Origin of the sequence: Staphylococcus schweitzeri (assembly GCF_002902405.1) — a bacterium.
GTDB classification, from domain to species: domain Bacteria; phylum Bacillota; class Bacilli; order Staphylococcales; family Staphylococcaceae; genus Staphylococcus; species Staphylococcus schweitzeri.
Genome location: NZ_PPQS01000051.1, coordinates 26,958 through 52,680, shown reverse-complemented (window position 1 = coordinate 52,680; position 25,723 = coordinate 26,958). Strand labels below are relative to the sequence as shown.

Annotated in this window: 23 protein-coding genes, 1 tRNA gene and 2 pseudogenes; 6 read left to right on the top strand and 20 right to left on the bottom strand. The window is 31.8% G+C overall.

Annotation, left to right across the window (positions count from 1 at the left end):
- Positions 1–23 precede the first annotated feature (23 nt).
- The 11 genes from pgeF to bshC all read right to left on the bottom strand — a co-directional run bounded on the left by pgeF (position 24) and on the right by bshC (position 13,518).
- On the bottom strand, positions 24–815 hold the full coding sequence (gene pgeF, locus CD116_RS12725) for a peptidoglycan editing factor PgeF (RefSeq protein ID WP_000999341.1): 792 nt from the start codon (positions 813–815) through the stop codon (positions 24–26).
- Positions 816–1,072: 257 nt separating this feature from the next.
- On the bottom strand, positions 1,073–2,245 hold the full coding sequence (ftsZ, locus tag CD116_RS12720) for a cell division protein FtsZ (protein ID WP_000888997.1): 1,173 nt from the start codon (positions 2,243–2,245) through the stop codon (positions 1,073–1,075).
- A 32-nt stretch (positions 2,246–2,277) separates the two neighbouring features.
- The gene (gene ftsA / locus CD116_RS12715; RefSeq protein WP_047425029.1) at positions 2,278–3,684 is read right to left on the bottom strand and encodes a cell division protein FtsA; all 1,407 of its coding nucleotides are present in this window, start codon (positions 3,682–3,684) and stop codon (positions 2,278–2,280) included.
- A 104-nt stretch (positions 3,685–3,788) separates the two neighbouring features.
- Complete coding sequence (locus tag CD116_RS12710) at positions 3,789–5,126, bottom strand: cell division protein FtsQ/DivIB (protein ID WP_047529024.1); 1,338 nt, start codon at positions 5,124–5,126, stop codon at positions 3,789–3,791.
- Positions 5,127–5,141: 15 nt separating this feature from the next.
- Positions 5,142–6,491 carry a UDP-N-acetylmuramoyl-L-alanine--D-glutamate ligase gene (gene murD / locus CD116_RS12705; RefSeq protein ID WP_047549606.1) on the bottom strand — a complete coding sequence of 450 codons (1,350 nt, stop codon included), beginning with the start codon at positions 6,489–6,491 and terminating at the stop codon, positions 5,142–5,144.
- A gap of 1 nt (position 6,492) precedes the next feature.
- Positions 6,493–7,458 (bottom strand): phospho-N-acetylmuramoyl-pentapeptide-transferase, encoded by a 966-nt coding sequence (gene mraY, locus CD116_RS12700; protein WP_047425024.1) that lies wholly within the window; start codon positions 7,456–7,458, stop codon positions 6,493–6,495.
- A 290-nt stretch (positions 7,459–7,748) separates the two neighbouring features.
- On the bottom strand, positions 7,749–9,983 hold the full coding sequence (locus tag CD116_RS12695) for a penicillin-binding protein (protein ID WP_047549609.1): 2,235 nt from the start codon (positions 9,981–9,983) through the stop codon (positions 7,749–7,751).
- Entirely contained in the window at positions 9,964–10,365 is a 402-nt protein-coding gene (gene ftsL / locus CD116_RS12690) for a cell division protein FtsL (protein ID WP_000257598.1), read from the bottom strand. Before ftsL ends, CD116_RS12695 begins: the two co-directional genes overlap by 20 nt.
- A gap of 13 nt (positions 10,366–10,378) precedes the next feature.
- Positions 10,379–11,314, bottom strand: coding sequence for a 16S rRNA (cytosine(1402)-N(4))-methyltransferase RsmH (gene rsmH, locus CD116_RS12685; protein ID WP_047549612.1), 936 nt, complete (start codon positions 11,312–11,314; stop codon positions 10,379–10,381).
- Positions 11,315–11,329: 15 nt separating this feature from the next.
- Positions 11,330–11,761, bottom strand: coding sequence for a division/cell wall cluster transcriptional repressor MraZ (mraZ, locus tag CD116_RS12680; protein ID WP_047549615.1), 432 nt, complete (start codon positions 11,759–11,761; stop codon positions 11,330–11,332).
- A gap of 143 nt (positions 11,762–11,904) precedes the next feature.
- Entirely contained in the window at positions 11,905–13,518 is a 1,614-nt protein-coding gene (gene bshC / locus CD116_RS12675; RefSeq protein ID WP_047549618.1) for a bacillithiol biosynthesis cysteine-adding enzyme BshC, read from the bottom strand.
- Between the two features lie 194 nt (positions 13,519–13,712).
- On the opposite strand from bshC, the gene CD116_RS12670 reads away from it, so the two are divergent.
- Positions 13,713–14,153: an N-acetyltransferase gene (locus tag CD116_RS12670; RefSeq protein ID WP_001289714.1), complete on the top strand. Its 441-nt coding sequence runs from the start codon at positions 13,713–13,715 to the stop codon at positions 14,151–14,153.
- Between the two features lie 76 nt (positions 14,154–14,229).
- On the opposite strand, the gene CD116_RS12665 is transcribed toward CD116_RS12670, so the two are convergent.
- The 3 genes from CD116_RS12665 to CD116_RS12655 all read right to left on the bottom strand — a co-directional run bounded on the left by CD116_RS12665 (position 14,230) and on the right by CD116_RS12655 (position 15,385).
- Positions 14,230–14,925: a YjjG family noncanonical pyrimidine nucleotidase gene (locus tag CD116_RS12665; RefSeq protein ID WP_047549621.1), complete on the bottom strand. Its 696-nt coding sequence runs from the start codon at positions 14,923–14,925 to the stop codon at positions 14,230–14,232.
- 134 nt (positions 14,926–15,059) lie between these two features.
- Positions 15,060–15,194, bottom strand: coding sequence for a beta-class phenol-soluble modulin (locus tag CD116_RS12660; protein WP_047425011.1), 135 nt, complete (start codon positions 15,192–15,194; stop codon positions 15,060–15,062).
- A gap of 56 nt (positions 15,195–15,250) precedes the next feature.
- Positions 15,251–15,385: a beta-class phenol-soluble modulin gene (locus tag CD116_RS12655; protein WP_031787769.1), complete on the bottom strand. Its 135-nt coding sequence runs from the start codon at positions 15,383–15,385 to the stop codon at positions 15,251–15,253.
- Between the two features lie 362 nt (positions 15,386–15,747).
- Between CD116_RS12655 and CD116_RS12650 the strand changes: the two genes are divergently transcribed.
- Positions 15,748–15,821 (top strand) — tRNA-Arg (locus CD116_RS12650).
- A 328-nt stretch (positions 15,822–16,149) separates the two neighbouring features.
- On the opposite strand, the pseudogene CD116_RS12645 reads toward CD116_RS12650, so the two are convergent.
- A pseudogene (locus CD116_RS12645) lies at positions 16,150–16,501 on the bottom strand (transposase); the annotation flags it as partial.
- 157 nt (positions 16,502–16,658) lie between these two features.
- On the opposite strand from CD116_RS12645, the gene CD116_RS12640 reads away from it, so the two are divergent.
- Complete coding sequence (locus tag CD116_RS12640; RefSeq protein WP_047549624.1) at positions 16,659–17,606, top strand: TDT family transporter; 948 nt, start codon at positions 16,659–16,661, stop codon at positions 17,604–17,606.
- A gap of 306 nt (positions 17,607–17,912) precedes the next feature.
- On the opposite strand, the gene elxI1 is transcribed toward CD116_RS12640, so the two are convergent.
- From elxI1 to argF, 4 genes are all read right to left on the bottom strand, one after another.
- On the bottom strand, positions 17,913–18,140 hold the full coding sequence (gene elxI1, locus CD116_RS12635; RefSeq protein WP_047529041.1) for an epilancin biosynthesis-related protein ElxI1: 228 nt from the start codon (positions 18,138–18,140) through the stop codon (positions 17,913–17,915).
- 310 nt (positions 18,141–18,450) lie between these two features.
- The gene (locus CD116_RS12630; protein ID WP_047549628.1) at positions 18,451–20,007 is read right to left on the bottom strand and encodes a YfcC family protein; all 1,557 of its coding nucleotides are present in this window, start codon (positions 20,005–20,007) and stop codon (positions 18,451–18,453) included.
- Positions 20,008–20,189: 182 nt separating this feature from the next.
- Positions 20,190–21,122, bottom strand: coding sequence for a carbamate kinase (gene arcC, locus CD116_RS12625; RefSeq protein WP_047549631.1), 933 nt, complete (start codon positions 21,120–21,122; stop codon positions 20,190–20,192).
- A gap of 22 nt (positions 21,123–21,144) precedes the next feature.
- The gene (gene argF, locus CD116_RS12620; RefSeq protein ID WP_047529046.1) at positions 21,145–22,146 is read right to left on the bottom strand and encodes an ornithine carbamoyltransferase; all 1,002 of its coding nucleotides are present in this window, start codon (positions 22,144–22,146) and stop codon (positions 21,145–21,147) included.
- A 431-nt stretch (positions 22,147–22,577) separates the two neighbouring features.
- Here argF and CD116_RS12615 point away from each other — a divergent pair, with 431 nt between their 5' ends.
- The 3 genes from CD116_RS12615 (at position 22,578) to CD116_RS12605 (ending at position 24,933) form a co-directional block, all read left to right on the top strand.
- On the top strand, positions 22,578–23,303 hold the full coding sequence (locus tag CD116_RS12615; RefSeq protein ID WP_047529049.1) for a superantigen-like protein SSL14: 726 nt from the start codon (positions 22,578–22,580) through the stop codon (positions 23,301–23,303).
- Between the two features lie 80 nt (positions 23,304–23,383).
- Positions 23,384–24,109, top strand: a complete 726-nt coding sequence (locus CD116_RS12610; RefSeq protein ID WP_047549635.1) for a superantigen-like protein SSL13 — start codon at positions 23,384–23,386, stop codon at positions 24,107–24,109.
- 107 nt (positions 24,110–24,216) lie between these two features.
- Positions 24,217–24,933, top strand: coding sequence for a superantigen-like protein SSL12 (locus tag CD116_RS12605; RefSeq protein WP_047549638.1), 717 nt, complete (start codon positions 24,217–24,219; stop codon positions 24,931–24,933).
- 187 nt (positions 24,934–25,120) lie between these two features.
- On the opposite strand, the pseudogene CD116_RS12600 reads toward CD116_RS12605, so the two are convergent.
- Positions 25,121–25,344, bottom strand: a pseudogene (locus CD116_RS12600) (hypothetical protein).
- Positions 25,345–25,723 lie beyond the last annotated feature (379 nt).

Genomic DNA, 25,723 nt, shown 5'->3' with positions numbered 1-25,723 from the left:
ACGCAAGCATATCTCCTCCTTGTTTACTGTTGACCAATGAATGCTAACATGCGTCCTGTTTGACCTTTTTCTAATCGATAAGAGAAAAATAATTCTAAATGTTCAGATGTAGCATACGCTGTCGTATAAATATTTTCTTTAGGAACACCATAATAATTTAATAATGCAGCATTGGCTTTTTTCAAATCAATACCATGACGATCTCGTCCCCTAGTTTCAATATAGTTTGCACTATCAATTGGCAATGTTTCAAATTTATTTTTAATATCATCATTAATTTCATAACTTGATGATGTAGATGGTCCAATAACGACATGTAAGTCTTTCAAATCAAAGTTCACATGTTTTAGCACTTCTTTTACAATTTCAGTATAGGTACCACGCCACCCTGCATGGGCCAATGCAATAAAATGATGTTTTGTACTATAAAAATATACTGGCACACAGTCTGCATAACACATCGTTAATAAGACATTACTATCATATGTGTACATCGCATCAATACCATGAAGCGCATCAGTTAAAGTGTCTATATTTGTGCCTATATCATCCTTTGTAATACAAGCGACTTTATTTTCATGTGTTTGAATGGGAAACACCCAATTTTTTCTATCAAACGCAATTTCTTCAGCTAATTGCAATTGATGTTGAGTAATATTATATGGGCGATCATCAATATATCTCGCCATATTAAAAGCATTTTTAGGATAGTCACTTAAACCATCGCCTCTAGTTGTAATACCTAGAGTAATACCTTGTTGTAATAATTCTTCATATATTAAATGATGCGGTTGCTTTTTAAAATTATCATTCACTTGATCGTCACCATCATTTCATTTAAATTATCTTCGTCTAACTGTACAAAGTTAATAATTATATAATATAACATTTATGTTTAAAGTTAAAATGTTGTGCCAATAATTTTTGACTTAATTTTGACACGATACTTAAACACTTTTAATGACTTCGAAAAACTTAAATGTCCTTCTACATGTTCTAAAAATTAGTAAAAAAATCATCAGATATATTATCTGATGATTTGTGTTGAATTATTTGTGTATATATTAACCGATTAACGTCTTGTTCTTCTTGAACGTCTTTCTTCTCTATTTCTAATGAAGCTAGGAATATCATCTTCTTTAGTTGTATGTGTTCTTTCACTTACACTATCAGTTGCTTGTGCATTTGATGAATTTGAAGTGAATGATTCATCTTTAGAAGTTGCATTGCTAGAAGTATTTACGCTAGTTCCAAATCCAGTACTGCCTGATTTACGACCATGTGAAGTTGGTTTGTCATCAAAGCCAGTTGCGATAACTGTAACAACAATTTCGTCTTGTAATTCAGGATTGATTACCGTACCAAAAATCATGTTTACATCTTCATCAGCAGCATCTTGAACGATATCAGCAGCTTCTTGTGCTTCGAATAATGACAATGATTCGCCACCAGTAATGTTCATAAGCACACCTTGCGCACCAACGATAGATGTTTCAAGTAATGGAGAAGAAATTGCTTTTTTAGCTGCTTCTACTGCTCTGTTTTCACCAGATGATACACCAATACCCATTAATGCTGAGCCTTGGTTAGACATGATTGTCTTAACGTCTGCAAAGTCTAAGTTAACTTCACCAGAAACAGCGATTAAATCTGAAATACCTTGTACACCTTGGCGTAACACATTGTCAGCCTCTTTAAATGCTTCCATCATAGGTGTAGATTTGTCAACGATGTCTAATAAACGGTCGTTTGGAATTACGATTAATGTGTCAACAGCAGCTTTCATAGCTTCTACTCCAGCAGCAGCTTGAGTTTGACGTTTACGTCCTTCAAAGCTGAAAGGTCGAGTTACAACACCGACTGTTAATGCACCCATCTCTTTTGCAATTTTAGCTACAACTGGTGCCGCACCAGTACCAGTTCCGCCACCCATACCAGAAGTAACGAATACCATATCTGCACCTTGAATTGCATCTTCAATTTGCTCACGAGATTCTTCGGCAGCTTTTTTACCAATTTCAGGATTAGCACCTGCACCTAAACCACGTGTTAATTTCTCACCGATTTGGATTTTAGATTCAGCTTTAGATAAGTTTAAAGCTTGACCGTCTGTGTTGATAGCGATAAATTCAACATTATTCATTCCGTGGTCAATCATTCGGTTTACAGCGTTATTACCGCCGCCACCTACACCAATGACCTTTAAAGTCGCTAAATGATTAAATCCTTGTTCAAATTCTAACATTTAAATTTCCTCCTAGTTTTATTGGCCAATAATCATTCAAATAGAGATTTCATTAGTTTTTTGAATTTACTTTCTTCTTTATCTTTGTCTTGAACATGTTCATGATTCTGTTTATGTTCCTGATGATTATCTTCTGATTGATAAATTTCTTCATCTGTTGATTCTACTTCATTTTCATGAGTATCTTTTTTGTTCGTTTTACGTTTAAACCAATCAAATCCGCCTAATTTAGATTCGTTATTTTTGTCTTTCACATCAATAACATCTTCTTCAGTTTCTTCATTATCATGATAATTAATTGTAACATAATCTAATAACTCATCAAAAGCGATACTACTAGAAATTGTAGAAATTGCTGAAGAAAATTCAGGTTTTCTAATTCCCATTTGAGATGGAGTATGAATTCTAACCTTTTCACTCACCATATCAGATAATAATTCTTTTACGCCAAGTAAATTTGCTGATCCACCAGTAACTATAAATCCACCATTTACTTTAGTTAAGCCTAATTCTTGTAAAACGTCAAAAACTTCAAAGAATATTTCTTCAACACGTGCTTCAATAAAGTCACTTAAGTCCTTTTGAGTATACTGCACTGTTTCATCACTATCAACCTGTTCAACAGTAAATATATCTTGATCTGAAGCAGAATCATAAAATGCATGCCCGTATTGATGTTTAACCTTTTCAGCCGTTTCATAAGATGTATTTAACCCTTGTGCAATATCATCTGTAATATCACGTCCAGCCATTTCAATCGAATCAGCATCAACTAATTCACCACGTTCATAAAAAGCAACTTGCGTAACATCTTCACCAATATCAATTACACATGCACCTAACTCTTTTTCAGTAGCTGTTAGGATTGAACCATAGTTATACGCGTCAGAATAAACATCTAATACATCCACACCACATGCTTCAACACATTTAATCATATTAATTAAAATTGATTTTTGAATAGCAATTACGCCTGCTTCAACCTTTAATGAATGTCTGGCAATTAATTCTTTAGGGTCTGAAACCTCATTTTCTTTATCGACTATAAAACGTATAGGGAACACATTTATTACTTCTGTTTCTTGCACATCGTTCTTTTCTCTAATACCTTCTAAAACTTTTTCGATATGTGAACCATTGATTTCTGTATCCTCATAAAAGTCGATTTCATTTGATTCATCATAAACTTCCGTTCCAACGATAGGTAATTTCAGGAAAACTTCTTTAATATCTACACCCGAAGCGATTGATGCCTTTTTAATTGTGTCTTTAATTGCTTGACGCGCAATATCAAAATCATCAATTAAACCATTTTTTATACCGCTCGTGTAGGTTTGTCCTGTACCTATCACATTTATACCATTGTGAAATTTTTCGCCTACTATTGTTTTTACGCTTGATGATCCAATATCAATACTTACGTAGTAATGTTCTTCCATAGATAGGCACCTCCTGACAAATTACTATTAAAAAATACACTATGTTTAGTTTACAATACGTTGAATGGCTTGTGAACTATAAACATAGACAATATCAAAATTTTTTAATTATTCTTACTTGATTGCTTGTTAATTTTGTTTAAAACACTTTGTAATTCTTCTTTTGCTTGATTTTCCTCTTGAGATGATTTAGTCACATTTTTATCGCTTTCTGATTGATTTGAAGTATTACCTCGGTAAGGTATGAATGATGCGCCTACTGATAAATCTATGTAACCGCGTGTTTTTAACTTACCAGAACTATCTCTTGATAACGATTGTGACATTTGTGGGTAATATTTCATTTTATCAGCAATTGTTGAAATATCACCGACAACTTGAAGACCGTCAGTTGTATATAATTCTATTCTACTTTGCTTATTTTTACTTGGTGCATAACTAACCTCTGCAATATACCGTCTTACTTCTGGTTTCATATCAGACAACGCTTTAATCATATCATCTTCTTTTGTTCCACTAAAACCATCCATTACAGGTGCATCATTAATTTTGACATCATTTGAATTCTTAAGCAATTTCCCGTTTTCTAATAAAGGTAAATATTTACCTTTATATTTTACTAAAGCGATAATTTCATTTTCTGTTATGTTTACATTTAAAGTATTCGGCAATTTTTTGTGTATATCAACACTTTTAATTAAAGGGTCTTGTTCCAGATCATTAATTGCATTTTTCTTACTAAATGTATACATCCTTGAATCACTTTTTACATCTAAAATTTTATTAATTTTCGAGGTACTAACATGATTATTGCCATTTATATTTACATGCGAAATTTTACTAAGCGGTGAAAACATATAAATTAAAATAACTGCAATTAATAATACTAAAATAGTTATAATGCTGTATTGAATTCTCTTCTGTCTTTTACGTCTTAACTTCCGCTTTTCATCAAGTGTTAAAGGTTTTAATTGAGTAACTTTACTCTTACGTTTTCCCTTGTCCCCGTTTGGGTCACTAGCATCAACTTTTTCTTCCGAATTAACGTCATCACTTTGTTGATTTTCATCGTTTGACTGTTCGATATTAGAGGCATCTCCAAATTTATCAGAATCACTTAAATGTTCATCCTCTTGATTCGAATTATAAACTTGATTAGTTAATTTTGAACTCCTATCATATTCAGCATCACTTAGATAATCATGCGATTGATTATTTTCACTATTATCGTGGTTATCTTTCTTAAAATCCTTATTTATTAAATATATGTCTTCATCAAACTCTGCTTGTTGCGATTTATCTTTTGCATTTTGATCAAATAATCGTGTAGCTTCAGACCTTTTTCTTTGTCTTCTTTTCTTAGATGTATTTCTAGTAAATAGTTCTAATTCATCTTTATCTTCATTTGGCTCTTGCTGATCATTCTTCGTTTTATCATCCATCAATACTCACACCCTTTAATAAGATGGCAAATGGGCACGGAATCTTTCAATAAATTTCTCTCCACGCTCTTCAAAAGTACTATATTGATCCCAACTTGCACAAGCTGGAGATAACAGAACTACATCATTTGGTTCAATAATATCTTGCACTTTATCAACAGCATCTTCGACGTTGTTTGCTTCAATGACCGATTTCCCTTGACTATTACCTAGTTTAGCAAACTTATCTTTTGTTTGTCCGAATACAACCATTACGCGAACATTTTCCATGTAAGGAATAAGTTCATCAAATTCATTACCTCTATCTAATCCGCCACATAACCAAATGATTGGTTGATTAAAAGAATTCAAAGCAAATTGTGTTGCAAGTGTATTAGTAGCTTTTGAGTCATTATAATACTTATTCGTTCTGTTTGTACCAATGTACTGTAATCGATGTTCAATTCCTGAAAAAGTAGTCAAACTATCAATAATCGCTTTGATAGGCACCCCTGCTAAAATACAAGCAAGTACCGCAGCCAAAATATTTTCTAAGTTATGTTCTCCTGGTAATACTAAATCTTCTGTGTTTATGATTCGAATTCCTTTATATACGATAAAGCCATCTTTTATATAAATACCATCAACTTCTTGTTGCGTTGAAAAATATAACGTTTTAGCTTTTAAACCTTCTGATTCTATGACTTGTCTTTGATGATAATTACAAATTAGAAAATCATCCTTAGTTTGATTTTTATAAATTTGCTTTTTAGCATTTTGATAATTTCCCAAATTTTCATGGTAATCTAAATGAGCTGAGAAAATATTAGTAATAATAGCGATATGCGGTCTATATTTTTCAATACCTAGTAATTGAAATGATGACAGTTCAGTAATCAAATAGTCTGACGGTTTTACTTCTTGCGCAACTTTTGATGCCACATACCCAATATTTCCTGAAAGTCTACCTGTTAAGCGACTTTTTTTAAACATATCTCCTATAAGAGAAGTGACTGTTGTTTTTCCGTTAGTACCTGTCACTGCTATGATTGGCGCTTCTGAAATTAAATAACTCAATTCTACTTCAGTTAATATTTTCAAATTCCTTTTCACAGCTTCATCAATAATAGAAACGGTATATGGTATACCAGGATTTTTAACAACAATTGGTTCATTGTCTAGTAATGATAATGGATGGCTACCACTAACGACTTTAATCCCCATTGATTCTAAATCTTTAGCATGTGCATCTTGCGATAAATCTTTACCATCATTTACCGTTACATTCGCGCCCAACTTACTTAATAATTTAGCTGACTCATATCCACTTTTTGCAAGACCTACTACTAATACATTTTCATTTTCCAAACCTGTATAATTGAGCATATTAATGCACTCCAATCCATAATCCGATTAAACCTGAAATTAAACCTACCGTCCAAAATACTGTAACAACTTTCCATTCACTCCAACCAATCAACTCAAAATGATGATGAATCGGGCTCATTTTAAATATACGTTTTCCAGTAAGCTTAAAGCTAGCTACTTGTAACATTACCGATAAAGTTTCAATAACAAATACAAGTCCTATAAAAATTAATGATAACTCTTGATTTAACATGATTGAAATTGTAGCAAAAATACCACCTAATGCTAAACTCCCCGTATCACCCATAAACACTTTTGCCGGATTAATGTTATATGGTAAAAACCCTAAAAGTGCGAACAACATAATAATACAGAAAATACCAATTGCCGTTTCACCTAATACAAAACTCATAATTGCATATATTGTAAAACCTATAATTGATAAGCCAGTAGCTAATCCGTCTAATCCATCAGTTAAATTTACTGCATTAGAAAATCCAACTTGCCAAAATACAATAAAGATAACATAAGCAAAAGATAATGGAATTGCTACGTTTGTAAATGGAATATGTATATTTGTTGAAAAATTCACCAAATGAAATACATTACTTAAAACAAAGAAAATAATTGCTATTCCAATTTGCGCTAAAAATTTCTGTTTACTTGTTAAACCTTGGTTATTCTTTTTAACAACAATGATGTAATCATCAATAAAGCCAATTAAGCCAAATCCAATTGTCACAAATAGCAATAATAAAATCGGATTTGAATCATTAACAAAAACAATTGCAATCAACGACGTTATCACAATACTTAATAAAAATGTTAGGCCACCCATTGTTGGTGTTCCAGTTTTTTTCATGTGGCTTTGTGGACCTTCTTCACGGATACTCTGTCCGAATTTCATTCTTTTTAATGTAGGTATTAATACAGGTACTAAAACAAAAGTGATGACTAGCGCTAAAAACGCATATACAAAAATCATAATTATCTCCTCTTCTTAATCCAGACTTTTTAATCATTAATATATTATCAATTTTTCAATTTAATAAACAAAGTTGTTATCATTTTTTAAATATTTATCTCATCACGGTATAAGAGGCCAGTATAAAAAGTTTGTTTATAACAAACAAGTTAACCTGACCTCGTCTACCCTAAAATTCTCTATCAACGCTAAATAATAAAGATTAAATGAATTTGTTTATTCTTGCCTATCAATTGCTATATCACAATTCAATAGTGACAAGTTATCTTTATTTAATACCGCAATTTACCTTATTCCGACTTATCTTTGTCAGATTTACTGTCAGATTTATTTGTATCATCTGATTTCGAATCAGAATTATTAGTTGAATTGCTGTCTACATTCTCTGATGAAAATTCTACGTCTATTTTGTCTTTTTCAGTGAGTTTTTGACCTTTTGTGATTGACTGGTGAGATACGAAACCACTACCTTTTAAATTCACTTTAATATTTGTTAAGTTTTCAAAGGCAATAACATCTTCCTTAGTCCAACCTGTCATATCAGGCATTGTTACGTCACCATCAGTTAATAACAACACTTTGCTATGTGGCAATACTTTATTACCAGCTTTTACTGATTGCGCTTTAATTTGTGAACCTGAACCAATTGTAACTGGTTCTAATGATTTTGCACTCACATTATCAATAGCTTTTTGTTTTTCTTGTCCTTCAACATCAGGCACTTTACTAAACTCTGCTTTAGAAGTATCGTCTTTAGATTTGCCTACATTTAAATATTTTAAAGTATTTTCCATGATAGGTTTAAAAGCTTTACTAACACCTAATTCGTAAGCTTCTTGATCATTTTTCTGAGCTAAACTCATACCAGCATATACAATTACTTTAGGGTTTTTCTTAGGGGCATCACCCATAAAGCTTACAAAGTAAGGGTTTGGACCTTTAACATAACCTCCACCATTTGGAGCAGCTACTTGAGCTGTACCAGTCTTACCTTCAATATCATAACCTTCTATACGATAGTTTGCAGCATGACTTTTCTTACTATTAACAACCAAGTCTAACTGTTTTTCTACCTTTTCAGCAGTATCTTTTGTAATTGGTTTACCGGCGATTTGTTTTTCACCTTTATAAAATTGCTTTTTGCTAACTGGATTTTCAACGCTGTTCACAAACCATGGTTTTAACATATTACCATCATTAAAGAATGCAGATTGCGCTTGTAACATTTGAGCTGGCGTTACAGTTGTCGATTGACCAAATGATGATGTTTTTTGTTGTAATTCATTGCTCCAACCAATTTGTCCTGGCGCTTCACCATCAAACATACCTTTAGTTGATTTTCCAAAACCAAAACGTTCATACCAAGATTTCATTTTGTCTGCACCAACTAAATCTTGTAAATGCATCATTAAAGTATTTGATGAATAAGTGAATCCAAGTGACATTGGGATTTCTCCCCAACCAACTCTATTCCAGTCAGATATACGAGATCCCATTATATCTCTATGACCTGATTTATATTTTTTATTTGGATCAAACGCGCCTTCTTGAATAGCAGCAGCTAATCCAAATGATTTGAATGTTGATCCAGGTTCATAAGTGTTTTGATATAAGTCATTAGCCCATTTTTTACCAAAGTCTTTTCCGGTTTCTGGATTAAAAGTTGGTCGTTGGCTATATGCTAGTATCTCACCAGTTTTAGCATCCATAACAACTGCAAATAAATCTTTTGGTCGATATCTTTCAACCATGCCATCAAGCGCTTCTTCAACAAACACTTGTATATTTGAATCAATTGTTAAATGAACATCGTCGCCACGTTTTGGTTGTTTCTCCTTCTTAGTATTAGGTGCAATATAACCCCAAATATCATGGATATATCTTAACGAACCTTTTGAACCACTTAAGTAGCTATCAAAAATCTTTTCAACACCTAGTGCACCTTTTAGTTCACCAGTGTCTGGATTCTTTTGAGCCATACCAATTAAGTGAGAAGCAAAGTTGCCATTTGGATAAAACCGTTCTGTTTCAGGCAGTAAAGAAATACCAGGCAAATTCATTTTCTCTATTTTTAATTTATCCTGATATGTTAAATTTGTACCTTTACGACCGAACTCAATTTGAAAAACTTTCTTTTGACTTAGCCTTTTTTCAATTTCATCCGGTTTCATATCAATGACTGTAGACAATTTCTTAGCTGTTTCCTTTTTATCAACTACATGCCTTGGTTTTTTAGAATTGGCACTCGCCTTTTTATCTACAACAGCAACAAGTTTATATCTTTCAACATCTTCTGCTAGCACTTTACCATTACGATCATATATCTTACCCCGTTCGGGTTGTTGTGCATTTTTAACTAAATACTTTTCGTTTGCCTTCATGACTAAATCTTGACCATTAGAATGACCAGTAATCATGATATATGAAATTCTTAAAACCAATATAAAAAAGAGCAGTCCGAATAAACCAACAAGTAGGACTGCCCCTATTTTATTTTTTTTAATTTTAATTTTTTGCTTCGCCATTACTACGCACTACCTTTACATTATCGTTCTCAAGGCTCATCCCCTGTTTCTTAGCCTTTTCGTATATGCGTTCATAAGAAGAATTCTTTTTGATTTCAGATTGTAAAGCACTGTTTTCACTTGATTGTTTATCTATTTTATAATCTAAATCTGCAATCTTTCCTCGCGTATCATACGCATCCATTTTTAAAGATAGCATATAAATACTTAACATAGCAATTACAGTAATCAAAGTTATGTATAAAACTTTTTCAAATTTAGTTAATTGTACAACCACTTTTCTCGAAACAGTCTTCTTTTCGGGCTTAGTTTGTGGTTGTTGCTTCGGTATACTATTATAAACTTGTTCGTCATATGGTTGGTACACTTTTTCTACAGCCATTATAAATTGCTCCTTATTTAAGTATTTCAGCTACACGTAATTTCGCGCTTCGTGCTCTGTTATTGTCATCTAAATCTTCTTCTGTAGCGGTAATCGGTTTACGATTAACACGCTTTAACTTAGGTGTATATGCTTCTGGTATAACTGGTAATCCTCTTGGTACCTCTGGACCTTTTTCATATTCTTGGAACACCTGTTTGCATAAACGATCTTCTAAAGAATGGAAAGTGATTACCGAAATCCTGCCGTCTACTTTCACTAATTCAATCGCTTGTTCTATTGAATCTTCAAAAGCTGACAATTCATCGTTTACTGCAATTCGTAGTGCTTGAAATACTCGTTTTGCAGGATGTCCGCCTTTTCTTCTTGCTTTTGCAGGAATACCTTCTTTTATAATGTCAACTAATTCTAATGTTGTTGTTATTGGTTGTTGTTCGCGATGTGCTTCGATTCTTCGAGCTATCTGTTTTGAAAATTTTTCCTCGCCATAGCGATAAAAAATCTTTACTAACGCTTCATATGACCAATTGTTTACGATGTCATATGCCGTTAATTCTTGAGTTTGATCCATACGCATATCTAACGTTGCATCATGATGATAGCTGAACCCTCGCTCAGGAATATCTAATTGTGGACTTGAAACTCCCAAGTCATAGTATATTCCGTCTACTTTTTCAATATTTAAGTCATTTAAAATGTTAGTTAATTCACGAAAGTTACTATGAACGAAAGTCACTTTGTGTAAATGATCTTTCAGTACTTCTTTAGCATTATCAATAGCTGTTTGATCTTGATCAATTGCTATTAATCTACCTTCGTCATTTAATTGATTTAGTAAATAAAGGGCATGTCCTGCTCCACCTAGCGTACAGTCAATGTACACACCATCTTCTTTTACATTTAAATAATCAATGGTTTCGTTTAACATAACGCTGATATGATGAAACACTTCAATTCCTCCATTTTAAAAATCAAAATCTATTAAATCTTCAGCAATATCTTCGAAACTTTCTTCAGATTCTTCATAGAAATCATTCCAAGTTTCTCTGTCCCAAATCTCAATACGATTTGATACACCGATTACTGTACATCCTTTAGTTAAATTAGCGTATTTTCTCAAATTTTGAGGGATATTAATACGCCCTTGTTTATCAAGTTCAACTTCAACAGCACCAGAGAAGAACATACGCATAAACTTACGTGCGTCTTTTTTTGTCATAGGTAAGGTTTTCATTTTCTCTTCTATCTGTTGCCATTCGTCTAAAGTGTAACCGAATAAACATTTATCAAGGCCTCTTGTGATAATAAAACGCTCATTTAAATCATAACGAAACTTGGACGGTATAATCATACGTCCTTTTGTATCCAATTGATGATCGTATTCTCCCATGAACATTTTTTATCACCTCACCTTATATATAATTTACCACATCTCCCCACTATCCACCACTATTTATACAAAATTTGTGAAATTTATTTTAAAAAACAAAAAAATGCCCGATTTATCAAAAAGATAAATCGGGCTAAACCCTTGATATTCTAAGGTTTTATAACAATATGATCAAAAGTGTAAGAAAGTGGTGGATAGGTGGAGGGCTTGAACACATCTATCCCAAAATCATTCAAAATTTGAAGTGGATTCCATACACGTTCTTGTAATCCGCCCATTGGGTGGAGTGTTTCTTGAATTTCTCTAAATTGCTTCATACTGATGTCGTTTTCTCTTTCAATGTTTAAAAGATAACGTTTTAACAAATAATCATACTGTTGTATATGAATTTCATTATTTTTATTCACAAGGTTAATATTATTTTGATTCCCCGCCACTTCATCTAATAAGTCTTGGTTAAGACGACGCTGTTGTTCAATCATACCTTCTACCTTTTCAATAAATTGTTGTGATGCTTGTTCTCTAATAAACTTACTTCTTTCTCCTTCAACACCATCGACTAACACTTTTTCTAATGGAATATTGTATTTCGAAAGTAATTTTTCAATACGGTCATTTAAATAAGTAATTCTAAGCCTTGGCATAACGATAGGCATTTCAACATCAAACAGTTCAAATACATCTTTTAGTTCAGCCCAGTACTTAATTTCACTGGGTCCTCCAATAAATGCCACTGTGTTAAATAGCCATTCTTCCATTAATGGTCTTGTCACTACATTATTAGAAAATAATTCAGGTTGATTTTCCGCAATATTTATAATTTCTTCCTTTATATATGTCTTATCTGTTTTATTTAATTTAAAATGCTTACCATCATACGAAACTAATTGACGCATATTTTCATCATGTAAGAATAAATGAACATTTGTATCTGTTTGTATCATCGCCTTCAAGCCTTGATTTTGAGTACGTTGTTGTGTTGCTCTAAAAGCATCATCAAGCAACTGATGTTTTTTCAAAATCTTTTTAAACATAGGCGCTTCCATTTTTCTTAACAGCTCAAACTGCGCATCTATAAATAGAACGCCATATGCTTTAAATGTTTCATGCAGTAGTGCTTTAAACATATCAGTCCACGAGTCATATTGGTCAATAATTCTGTCACAAATCTCCAGTAGACCTTGTGTATGAACAGTTTCTTTCATATGAATGAACATCGTTTTTAAAGTTTGTTTCAACTCAGCCTTATCAGGATAATATCTAGAGACAGTCGTCTCTGGCATCTCCATTGTATGATATTTAACCTTATGCAGCGACCCATGATTTTCGTTATAAACAAATGTATGATTCACTTCATCGAAATCATGATCTTCTCCTGCAATCCAAAAAACTGGTATTACTTGTTGCTTATGTGTATCCGTTAATTCCTTAGATAAAGTAATGATTGAAAATATTTTATGGAATGTATACAATGGTCCCCCGAAAAGCCCTGCTTGTTGTCCACCAATCACAACTTTTGAACCATTAGCTAAATGTTGTATGTTTAATTCTTGTTCACTAGAAAGCTTTAAATCACTCATATATTCACGAATAACATTCGCTAATGCCGCTTCTCTTCCATTATTTTCTTTAGACATCCTTTTTTCAAAACTAGTTTGTTGAGCTGCATCATATTGAAATAATCCTGTTATTACAGGGTCACTGCTCTTTAATTTTGGTATAAACTGATCTTTTTCATTTAAACTAACTACTTTACAGTCCATGTTTTTTCTCCTTAAGTACGCGATTACAAACTATAGTATAAAGTCTATACCGGTGATTGACAATTTTACGGCTTGAAAATCAATTTAATCATGGAAAATTTATAATATTCATTGTTTTACATTTTCAAATCAATGAAAAACACAAGTGGTTTAATGTATAATAATAGTAGTAAACAAATAAGGGGTAGATAAATATGAGTGAAATCAAACGTCTTGAAATTAATTACAAAACTGACGAATTATTCGAGAACTTTAGAGAATTTGGCAACAAAGACTTATATATGGTCAACGAATTAAATGGTCAAATGATTGATGCAAGTTCAGATTCACCATTTTATGGCATATTTGTCGGAGATCAATTAGGGGCTAGAATGGCATTACTAAAAAAAGGTGATGTCGAAGAAATTTACTTCCCAGATTTTGACGATTATTTATTATTATGGAAGTTAGAAGTATTGCCAAAATATCAAAACAGAGGGTATGCTACAAAACTAATTGATTTTGCAAAAAGCTTTAATATGCCAATTAAAGCGATTGGAAGAAATGATTCAAAGGATTTCTTTTTACATCATGGATTTACAGATGTGGAAGCTAAAAATATAGAAGGTCATGATGTCTTACTGTGGAAACCATAAGATATCAATATTCGACACTACGATTAATTGAATTTTAATTTTTCGTAGTGTCCTTTTTATATCTAAATTAAAATGCTTAATTTTCTTTGTCTACAATTCCTTTTAATTGCGTCCATGAATTAATTTCATAATCTGGTATTATTTCAAAGTTTGGTTCAAAACCCCTAAAATTAAACCAACATGTTGCAATCCCTGCATTGATGCCACCAAGTATGTCAGAGGTTAATGAATCTCCAACTATAATTGAATCCTTTCTTTCAGTTTCACCAATATCATTAAATACATAATTAAAAAAGTCAGGACTCGGTTTTTGATGTCCAGTTTCTTCAGAAATGTAAATATTTTTAAAATATTTATGAAGTGGCGTTTGATTTAGTCTTCTTTTTTGCGTTTCTGTAACCCCATTAGTCACAATATACAAATTATGCTTCTCCGAAAGCTCAATGATAGTTTCTAATGTTTGATCAAAATATTTGATTTTTGCTTCTGCTAAACCTTTTCTGAACAAAACATCTGCACGATGTCCATCTATTTCCATTTGATGATGTTTGAAGTAATTCACAAATCGTTCTGATAATACTTCAGACTTCGTTAATTTATTTTGTTGAAAAGCTTCCCAATGTTGGTGATTGATTTTTTTAAATGTTAAAAAATCATCCTTTGTTGCTTTATGATTAAATAGATTAGCCATGTAATAAAATGCCCATTCTTCCGCATCATAAAAGTCTACAATTGTGTCATCAAAGTCTATTAAAATATTTTTATATCCCAAGTCCACCCATCTCCTATGTTCTGATAGTCTAAATAAATCTTAACAGAGGTTTGATTTTCTGCAAACAAAAAAACTGAGTGCCTCTCTTTTAAGGATGTTCACTCAGTTTGGATTAACTATATTTCATTCCGATATTAGAATCCGAATATTTTCCCTATTAATGCTACACCATTAGCAACAATATCTACGATACTTGTCCCTAATTTCACACTATCATGATGTTGTGCAGCTTGTATTGTATTTGCAATTGCTTCTGCTAAACCAGTCATTGTTATCTCTCCCTCGCCCTTAAGTTAATATAAATCACTTTCATAACATATTGGAATTAGAATCCGAATAATTTAGCTAGTAAACCTACGCCATTTTCAACGATATTCACAATGCTTGTGCCTAATTTTGCTCCATCATTATTGATTGCTGCAGTTACTGTATCTTTAATTGCGTTGAATAAACCTTCCATTGAAAACACTCCTTAAAATTTAAATTTGAAGAAAACAAAAACGCAAGTAACTTTAGATTACCGTCATGTCATTCGCTTAACGTTTTGTTATCGATATTTTAAAATAAATTTTATGCAATTAGTTCGTTTATCCGCACAATAACATTTAAAGTACATAACTGTTTTAATAATGAGTTAGTTATACACTTTGGCATTCAAAACTGCATTTAACACAATTATATTGCTTGATTTCACATTTAATACTTATTGCACCTTTTTATATAAATACCTCTAAAATAGTGAAAAATATAAACATTTTTTATTTGTAAGGTATTGCTTATTTATGTTCATTTAGCTATAATAATTCTTGTGTTGTTAAACATGTCCTGGTAGCTCAGCTGGATAGAGCAATGGCCTTCTAAGCCATCGGTCGGGGGTTCGAATCCCTCCCAGGACGTTTTTTGATATTCCCCGTTAAATCTCGTGAAGTAAAACGTTGATTTGACGGGGTTTTGTTGTATATTGTTGTTTATCGTTGAATGTCGTATTTTGTGCTGAACGTCCCCGAACAAACCCAGCAAATATAGTAATTAAAACAAGCATGCTTATTTGTTTTAGAATTTTTTTGAAACACACTTGGCACTTGTTTACGCATTTTTAATTAAGTAATTTTGCGCTCAACTTTTATCAATACTACTCCTGTACTACACCAAAACCACATCAAGAACTTTTGAATATAAGAATAAACAGTCTGGGACATAAAGTTCATAGGCAATGTAAAAAAGCTAATTTCTATCAATTATTTGATAATATACAGCTCGTTGAGCTACTATTTTCCTTATATTAAGTGCCATTAATACAAAATCTAATTCTCGTTTAACTTTATTTATACCTCTAACTGACAATAGAGTGAAATCCAAAAACATGCTCTACATCAACTTTTCTTTGCTTATAGATTTTTTTCGTTTCTGGTTCAGAAAGCTTTTGATTAATTTGGGTTTGAAAGTATTCCCAATTATAATTCTTCATGATTTTCATATTGGATTTCGAATTTGGTTTCATGCATTGATACCTCAAAGTACATGCTGAACAATCATCACATTCATATATGCTCTGTTTTCGTATAAACCCGTATCTTTATTATTCATTTGTGACGTAATTTAAATGTCAATTATGTGTCTATCAATCCATATACACACTCTAAAAACGTAATAGTACACACTCTTCTTATTAATAGGCCATAGCTATCATGATATAATTAGTGAAGAAAATCACATAAGAAAGGTTGTAAATCATGAGACTTCAAAAAGCACCTCTAGTAACGTCAGGACTAGTCTTAGGATTATTAGGCCTGGGTAATCTATTAAAAGACTTATCTCTTACTTTAAACGCTGTTTGCGGAATCTTTGCTTTCTTGCTTTGGATTCACCTTTTATGTACGATGTTCAAAAATTTTAATAATGTGAAAGAACAATTAAACAGCCCTCTAGTTTCATCAGTGTTCACAACATTTTTCATGTCTGGCTTTTTAGGTACTACTTATTTAAATACATTTTTTAGTAACATAACATTTATCAATAATTTAATAACGCCTATTTGGATTTTATGCCTTGTGGGAATTATGACGCATATGATTATTTTTTCAATCAAATATTTAAAAGATTTTTCACTTGAGAATGTTTATCCATCATGGACTGTACTTTTTATTGGAATTGCTATCGCAGGATTGACGGCACCCGTCAGCGGATATTTTTTCATAGGTCAATTAACAGTAATATATGGCTTTGTAGCTACTTGTATTGTCTTACCTATAGTTTTCAAGCAATTAAAAGCTTTTCCATTGCAGACGTCAATCAAACCGAACACATCGACAATTTGTGCACCATTTTCTTTAGTCGCTGCAGCATATGTTATAGCCTTTCCTAAGGCGAATGCTTTTATCGTAATTATACTTTTACTATTAGCTCAAATATTTTATTTTTACATCATTATACAATTGCCTAAATTACTAAAAGAACCTTTTACGCCCGTATTTTCAGCTTTCACATTCCCTTTAGTAATCTCTGCAACTGCTTTAAAGAACAGTTTGCCTGTACTTATGTTTCCAGTCATTTGGAAAGGCCTTTTGTTTATCGAAGTGTTATTAGCCACTGTAATAGTACTTAGAGTCTTTATAGGATATCTTCACTTCTTTTTAAAAAAGGAAAATCAAGATAAATTTCTTCGTAATGCGTCTCAGTAACACCATTACCAAGAATTAATATGCATATTTAATAACTTAGAAAAAAGGCGGCTGATCCTGCCTCTTTGATTTTATTGCATCTCATTAATTTATGTGCAACCTTAGTGTCTGCTGATTAAAATTTTAATTTTCATTCATGATTAGCCAAAGAACGCCAAATTCACAAAACGTTTCACTCTGATCTTTATTTAAATATTAAATAAGCAGCAAACGCTAAGGCTAATACACCAATGAAATAATTAATAAAGATTTTATTTTAGTTTTTGTAATCGTTGACAAATTCCTCACCTCTTAACATCGACAAATTTAAACACCGTTATTTTTCTTTTGTCTATCTTTTATCATTTCAGAAGGCACACCGAAAATAAACATCAGAACAAATAATATAATTGGTAAATGCGGTATGTTTTCTAACAAATACCATCTTAAATTCCAATCAAATACCATATTTGCATACGCAACGAAATATTTACTAAATAATAACACTACACATACACCTGTTAATATATCTAAAACTTTTATTAAGTATTTCATACATAGCTCCCCTCTTTATATCTTGCTATATTCATTTCTATATGTATAAAATCTACCAGCTCAATGTCACATCAAATGTGTTTACCACAATAAATAAAATATACTATAAATAGATAATTAAACTCATTTTCCCCAAAAATATCATTATTAAAAGAAACGTTGCAGCTATTTTACAACAGTATTATCATTACCGCTATAATTCCTTCACCAAAAATGAATATGCACCTCGTTTAGTTTAGTATTTCTACTAACTAACGAGATGCATACAACCAACTTATTCTTCAATTTTTATATTACATAGCATTTCAAATTATGAATAAATTAGTACTTGCGTAATTAGTAATCCGCCACCAAAAATTAATACAAAAGCAACTACCGGCCATACAAATCGGAACCAATGTGAATATCGCATGTTTAACATTTGCAACGTTGCCATAACAAGTCCAGTAGGCGCTAAGAATAACATCGCATATTGACCAAATTGATATGTTGTAACGATAACGAATCTTGGTATACCAACTGTATCAGCTAGCGGTGCAAAGATAGGCATTGACAATACCGCTAATCCTGAAGATGATGGTACGATAAAACCTAAACAGAAGAAAATAAATAGTAATACAATGATAAACAATGGTCCACTCATGTGTTGAACTAAAGATGATGAAAAATGTAAAATCGTATCTGAAATCATACCTTCATTCAACACTAAGTTAATACCTCTTGCTAAACCAATGATTAAAGATACACCAACTAAACTTGATGCACCATTAACAAAAGCATCAACCGTTCCTTTTTCTCCTAACCCAAATTTACCAGTTCCAGCAATAAACATAATAATAATTGTAAAAATTAAAAATGCTGACGCCATAACCGGGAACCACCAACCTTGGGTCATTACACCCCAGACCATAATTGGAAAAGGCAATACAAATAATGTAAGTATTATCTTTTTACGCAATGTAAATTGCGCGCTATCGTCATCCTTTAATACAGACCATTGCTTTTCAAATGCTTCCTTGTCTTCATAAGCATAAGAGGCCTTTGGATCTCGTTTGATCTTGTTACAGTACCAATATAAATAACTGATTACAAAGATAGCACCGACAATACAAGCACCGACTCTCCAATACAATCCATCTGTAAAAGTTGTACCAGCTGCATTAGATGCAATGACAACCGAAAATGGATTTATAGTTGAAAATGTACTACCAACAGAACTAGCAAGGAAAATGGCACCAACAGAGACAATAGAATCATATCCTAATGCTATAAATATAGGTACTAAAATAGGATAAAATGCTACAGCTTCTTCTTCAATACCACATAAAGTACCACCAATAATCATTAGTATTGACACAAACACAATTAACATGAATTCATGACCTTTAGTCTTCTTTGTTAAAGCAAGCAATCCAGATTCAAAAGAACCACTGGCTTGTACAACACCAATAAGACCACCTAAAACAAGAATGAACACCATGATATCAACCGCTTCTATTGTTCCTTCAACCATACTACTCGTTATTTTTTCAGGACCAGCTGGATGTTGCTTTAATCGCTCATACGTATTTGGAATAGAAACGGGTTTATTAATTGCACCAGATTTAAATTGTTCGATTTTAATTTTTACGCCCATTTTGTCAAGTTCCTTTTGTGTACCAGGTACTTTTTTAACTTGATTATGAGGATTTACAATTTTCAGTTCTTGGGATGAAGGTTCGTAAGAAAGTTTAGAATATGCACCTGCAGGAATAATCCAAGTTGCCATCACGGCAACAACTGTCAAGATGAATAAAATCATAAATGCACCTGGCATTCTTAGTTTAAATCTTTTTTTCTTTTCACTTTCATTAATTGCATTTTCCACGGTTTCATCTCCTTCGACATTTGACCTAACAACAATGCTTTGTAAAATATTCCAAAGTTAAATATTTATATTAAGAATGTGCACACCCCGCCTAAAAAAACAATTCAAGATATGCAGGGTTGCACATTGTTAATAAAAATCATGCATTATACATAAAATAAATCGAAAACGTTTTATCATTATTATTTTTTAATCACTGTACCTATCTTACCTTCTAATGCGGCATCTAATTCATTTAATGATGTAATAAGAACACTACCTTTAGGATTATTTTCAATAAATGAAATTGCCGCTTCAATTTTAGGTAACATACTTCCTTTTGCAAATTGATTTTCATCTATATAGCGTCTTAATTCATTAACATTTGTAGCCTTCAATGGCTGTTGATTTTCACTGTTAAAATTGATATATACGTAATCAATTGCCGTTAATATAATCAATTGATCACATTGAATATTAGCACCTAAAAGTGCACTTGTTTTATCTTTATCAATAACCGCATCTATACCTTTAAAACCATCATGTTGTTCTCTTATAACTGGTATACCACCGCCACCAGCAGCAATAACGAGAGTTTCATTCTTAATAAGTGTTTTAATACTTTCTAGTTCAATGATAGAAATTGGTTGTGGTGATGGCACTACCCTTCTATACCCTCTTCCAGCATCTTCAACAAATTGAAAGCCTTTTTTATTATGAATACGCTCAGCTTCTTCCTTGCTATAAAAAAGTCCAATTGGTTTTGATGGATTATTAAATGCCGGATCATGTTCATCTACTTCTACTTGAGTTACGAGTGTTACAACTTGTTTATCTATGCCAATTGAATGAAGTTCATTTTGTAAACTTTCTTGTAACTGAAAACCAATATATGCTTGGCTCATCGCCCCACATTCAGCAAATGGGAATGCAGGACCTTGTTTATGTTCTGCAGCATAATTAAGTCCCAAATTTATACTACCAACTTGTGGCCCATTACCGTGACTTATAACAATTTCATGGCCTTTAGTTATTAATCCTACTAGTGATTTCGCAGTATTTTTAACGAGTTCAAGTTGTTCTTGAGGTGATTTTCCTAAAGCATTACCACCTAATGCTACTACTATTTTCGCCATCATATTCACTTCCTTATTTCATTTAAAATTCACCCAATGTAGCAACCATGACTGCTTTTATCGTATGCATTCTGTTCTCAGCTTCTTGGAATACAACTGAAGCTTTACTTTCGAATACTTCATCTGTTACTTCCATTTCACGAATACCATATTTCTCAAAAATTTGTTGTCCAATTTTAGTTTCTGCGTTGTGGAAAGATGGTAAGCAATGCTCAAAAATAACATTTGGATTACCAGTTTTATCCATCATTTCTTTATTTACTTGATATGGTTTCAATAATTGAAGTCGCTCTTTCCATACTTCATCAGGTTCACCCATTGATACCCAAACGTCAGTGTAAATTACATCCGAACCTTTTACACCTTGTTCAATATTATCTGTGATCACTATGTTGCCACCATTTTCAGCGGCAATTTTTTTACAGCGCTTTACTAACTCATCTGTTGGGTTTAATTCTTTAGGACAAACTAAATGGAAGTTCATACCCATAATAGCAGCACCTTGCATTAATGCATTTGCAACGTTATTACGTCCATCTCCAACATATGTAAAGTTAATATCTGCATAATCTTTTTTTAATACCTCTTTTGCTGTTAAGAAATCAGCTAGTACTTGAGTAGGATGATCTTCATCAGTTAAACCATTCCACACTGGAACACCTGAATATGCAGCTAAAGTTTCCACTGTTCTTTGTGAAAAACCACGGTATTCAATGCCATCATACATGCCGCCAAGTACACGGGCAGTATCTTTAGTTGTTTCTTTTTTACCCATTTGTGAACCTGTTGGACCTAAATAAGTTACATTAGCACCTTGATCATGTGCTGCAACTTCAAATGCACATCGTGTTCTCGTAGAATCTTTTTCAAATAACAGTGCAATATTTTTATTTTTTAGCATAGGCTTTTCAGTGCCAATATATTTAGCTCGTTTTAAATCCTCGGAGAGTCTTAATAAGAATTCTACCTCTTGTCGTGAAAAGTCTAATAAAGTTAAAAAACTTCTGTTTCGTAAATTTTTCATTAATAACAACTCCTTTTATTTTAATTACACTTCGATTGTAAGCGTATACAAAACAAACACAACCTATTATTAAAATTTGTAATATTTTATCAATAATTAAATGAACATTTTATTAATATTAAATTTAAGTAGTAGGAAATTATTAAAATAAGTACTACATTTAAAGTATATCTATTTTTCAAGTAGTTAGAAAATTCAATTATCAAAAAATTAAATACAATTGATTAGGAAATGATTCTAACGTGTGTTTGTAAATTTATATCTTCTCCACATATGTACTATTTCTGCTCAAAAATTAAAAATGATAAGTTTTACTTAAATAACACCGTTAACTGTTTAAATTTATTTAACATAGTTTTAGCTTTTATTTAATTCCGAATCAGTGTAATAGTTTATATACTTTGGGTAATTCACGCAAAGGAGATTTTCATATGAAAAAGAACATCACGAATAAACTAATTTTATCAACAGCATTGTTACTTTTAGGAACGACATCAACACAACTTCCTAAAACACCAATCAGTTTTTCATCTGAAGCAAAAGCATATAATATCGGTGAAAACGAGACTAATATCAATGAATTAATAAAGTATTACACGCAGCCACATTTAATATTTTCAAATAAATGGTTATGGCAAAAACCGAATGGTACCATTCACGCAACATTACAAACATGGGTTTGGTATAGTCATATTCAAGTATATGGACCTGAAAGCTGGGGAAACATTAATCAATTAAGAAATAAATATGTTGATATATTTGGAACTAAAGATGAGGACACAGTTGAAGGTTACTGGACTTATGATGAAACATTTACTGGTGGTGTTACCCCAGCAGCTACTTCATCCGATAAGCCTTATAAACTATTTTTTAAATATAGTGATAAACAACAAACTATCATAGGTGGACATGAGTTTTACAAAGGCAATAAACCAGTATTAACTTTAAAAGAATTAGATTTCCGTATTCGTCAAAAACTAATAGAGAATAAAAAGTTATATAACGGAGAATTTAATAAAGGTCAAATTAAGATAACTGGTGGTGGGAACAATTACACAATTGATCTAAGTAAGAAATTAAAATTAACTGACACAAACCGTTATGTTAAAAATCCTCAAAATGCACAAATTGAAGTTACCCTCGAGAAATCTAATTAACCTCAATTGCGTTGTAAGTACCAATCAGTTCAAATATTTAACTAACCCTATATATGATAATTTACAAAGGAGAATTTTAAATGAAAAAGAACATTACGAACAAAATCATTTTATCATCAGCGTTGGTACTATTAGGTACAGCATCAACACAACTAACTAATACACCAATCAGTTCTTCATCTGAAGCAAAAGCGTATTATATTAATCAAGATGAAAATAACGTAAAAGAGTTATCTAAATATTACTCACAAAAACATTTAACCTTCTCAAACAAAAAGTTATGGCAAAAGAATAACGGTACAATTCATGCAACATTGCTACAGTTTTCTTGGTATAGTCATATTCAAATATATGGGCCTGAAAGCTGGGGCAATATCAATCAATTAATAAATAAAAATGTAGATATTTTTGGGATAAAAGAGCAAGAAACCATTGATTCTTATGCGTTATCTCAAGAAACGTTTACTGGTGGCGTTACACCTGCAGCAACATCTAACGATAAACACTACAAACTAAATGTAACATATAAAGATAAAGCAGAAACATTTACTGGTGGATTCCCGATTTATAAAGGCAATAAACCAGTAATAACTTTAAAAGAATTAGATTTCCGTATTCGTCAAACATTAATAGAGAATAAAAAGTTATATCACGATAAATATAATAAAGGTCAGATAACGATTACTAGTGACGGGAATAATTACACAATTGATCTAAGTAAGAAATTAAAATTAACTGACGCAAACCGTTATGTTAAAAATCCTCAAAATGCACAAATTGAAGTTACCCTCGAAAAATCTAATTAATAATTATAACAGCGTTAATAAGAATAATCGCGATTGTTACACTGACTCTACTCACTTTTAAGTTTGTTATTCCTCGTATCATGATTCCTCTGAAAGGAGATGTTCAAATGAACAAGAACATCACTAAACATATAATTCTAACGACAACATTATTACTATTAGGTACAGTAATTCCTCAAGGTCAAAAACCACCATTTAGTTTTTCATCCGAAGCTAAAGCTTATAGTATTAGCCAAGATGAAACTAACATCAATGAATTAATAAAATATTACACACAGCCTCATTTAACATTTTCAAATAAATGGTTATATCAATATGATAATGGCAATATTTATGTTGAACTTAAGAGATATTCTTGGTCAGCACATATATCTTTATGGGGCGCTGAAAGTTGGGGAAATATTAATCAGTTAAGAGACCGTTACGTAGACGTTTTCGGACTAAAAGACAAGGATACTGATCAGTTATGGTGGTCCTATAAAGAGACATTTACAGGTGGCGTTACACCAGCCGCAACAACCAACGATAAACATTACAAACTGTATGTAACATATAAAGATAAAGCAAAAACATTTACTGGTAGAATTCCAATTTATAAAGGTAATAAACCAGTATTAACTTTAAAAGAATTAGATTTCCGTGTACGTGAAGCGTTAATAAAAAATAAAATATTATATAGTGGAAATCGTAATAAAGGTAAAATTAAAATTACCGGCGGCGGTAATAACTACAATATTGATTTAAGTAAAAGATTGCATTCAGATTTTGCAAATGTTTATATTAAAAATCCTAATAAAATAACAGTTGACGTCCTCATTGATTAATAAATAAAGTATGACTTATATTTCAAGCATGTTTTCATTCAGTCAACTACAACTAATATAACATTGTAGAGCCTAAGGCATTGCGAACTGCTCTTTTCAAAGTTTTCATTTTTTCAAGATTTACTTTGAAGAGAGCAGTTTATTGATTTATGTCTTAGGCTCAATCCCTAATTTAATATTTTAATTATTATAGCACCACTTTATTGGCACATGAATAGCGTTCTTTTAATGAGACATAATAACTATAAAGTTTAATTATTGTCCTGAGTCTAGCATCTTCTAGTTTAGTTTTCCTATTCCCTAAATCTTGTACTGTTTGATATGGTACCCCTGAATTTTTCGAAATTTTATATCCTGATTCAGACTCAAAAAGAATTTGAAAAGAATTTATAATATCATTCACTCTGTCATTTTTAATCCCCTTCCTTGTATTGAGAATATACAATGTTGTTACTAAAATAGTCTGCGTATGGATGGTTTTGTTTTCTAAAAATACATTCAACCATATAACAATTAAGAAATGAGATATAAAATAGGTTCATTCTATTCCTCTATCGTTTTTGTATTAATCAGTTTTCAATTTGATTCATCATTATAAGCTAACCTAAACTCAAAATTTTCTTATAACCTTCTAGCTATAAAACTATATTTTATGCATAATGTTTTACACTATTTTAAAAACTCATACTATACTTTTGAGTTTTATTGGAGATTTCCATGCACTAGTTAAATTTATTCACACCGAAATTCCCAACATAATTAATATCTTTTTACTTTATTTTTTTACTAA

Bases quoted from the DNA above. Each gene is read 5' to 3' on its own strand.
- CD116_RS12670 (WP_001289714.1), top strand. From the start codon at position 13,713: ATGAGTGAAATCAAACGTCTTGAAATTAATTACAAAACTGACGAATTA.
- arcC (WP_047549631.1), bottom strand. From the start codon at position 21,122: ATGGCGAAAATAGTAGTAGCATTAGGTGGTAATGCTTTAGGAAAATCA.
- CD116_RS12640 (WP_047549624.1), top strand. From the start codon at position 16,659: ATGAGACTTCAAAAAGCACCTCTAGTAACGTCAGGACTAGTCTTAGGA.
- ftsA (WP_047425029.1), bottom strand. From the start codon at position 3,684: ATGGAAGAACATTACTACGTAAGTATTGATATTGGATCATCAAGCGTA.
- murD (WP_047549606.1), bottom strand. From the start codon at position 6,491: ATGCTCAATTATACAGGTTTGGAAAATGAAAATGTATTAGTAGTAGGT.
- CD116_RS12695 (WP_047549609.1), bottom strand. From the start codon at position 9,983: ATGGCGAAGCAAAAAATTAAAATTAAAAAAAATAAAATAGGGGCAGTC.
- bshC (WP_047549618.1), bottom strand. From the start codon at position 13,518: ATGGACTGTAAAGTAGTTAGTTTAAATGAAAAAGATCAGTTTATACCA.
- CD116_RS12605 (WP_047549638.1), top strand. From the start codon at position 24,217: ATGAACAAGAACATCACTAAACATATAATTCTAACGACAACATTATTA.
- mraY (WP_047425024.1), bottom strand. From the start codon at position 7,458: ATGATTTTTGTATATGCGTTTTTAGCGCTAGTCATCACTTTTGTTTTA.
- CD116_RS12710 (WP_047529024.1), bottom strand. From the start codon at position 5,126: ATGGATGATAAAACGAAGAATGATCAGCAAGAGCCAAATGAAGATAAA.
- mraZ (WP_047549615.1), bottom strand. From the start codon at position 11,761: ATGTTCATGGGAGAATACGATCATCAATTGGATACAAAAGGACGTATG.
- ftsZ (WP_000888997.1), bottom strand. From the start codon at position 2,245: ATGTTAGAATTTGAACAAGGATTTAATCATTTAGCGACTTTAAAGGTC.
- CD116_RS12655 (WP_031787769.1), bottom strand. From the start codon at position 15,385: ATGGAAGGTTTATTCAACGCAATTAAAGATACAGTAACTGCAGCAATC.
- argF (WP_047529046.1), bottom strand. From the start codon at position 22,146: ATGAAAAATTTACGAAACAGAAGTTTTTTAACTTTATTAGACTTTTCA.
- CD116_RS12610 (WP_047549635.1), top strand. From the start codon at position 23,384: ATGAAAAAGAACATTACGAACAAAATCATTTTATCATCAGCGTTGGTA.
- elxI1 (WP_047529041.1), bottom strand. From the start codon at position 18,140: ATGAAATACTTAATAAAAGTTTTAGATATATTAACAGGTGTATGTGTA.
- ftsL (WP_000257598.1), bottom strand. From the start codon at position 10,365: ATGGCTGTAGAAAAAGTGTACCAACCATATGACGAACAAGTTTATAAT.
- CD116_RS12660 (WP_047425011.1), bottom strand. From the start codon at position 15,194: ATGACTGGTTTAGCAGAAGCAATTGCAAATACAATACAAGCTGCACAA.
- CD116_RS12615 (WP_047529049.1), top strand. From the start codon at position 22,578: ATGAAAAAGAACATCACGAATAAACTAATTTTATCAACAGCATTGTTA.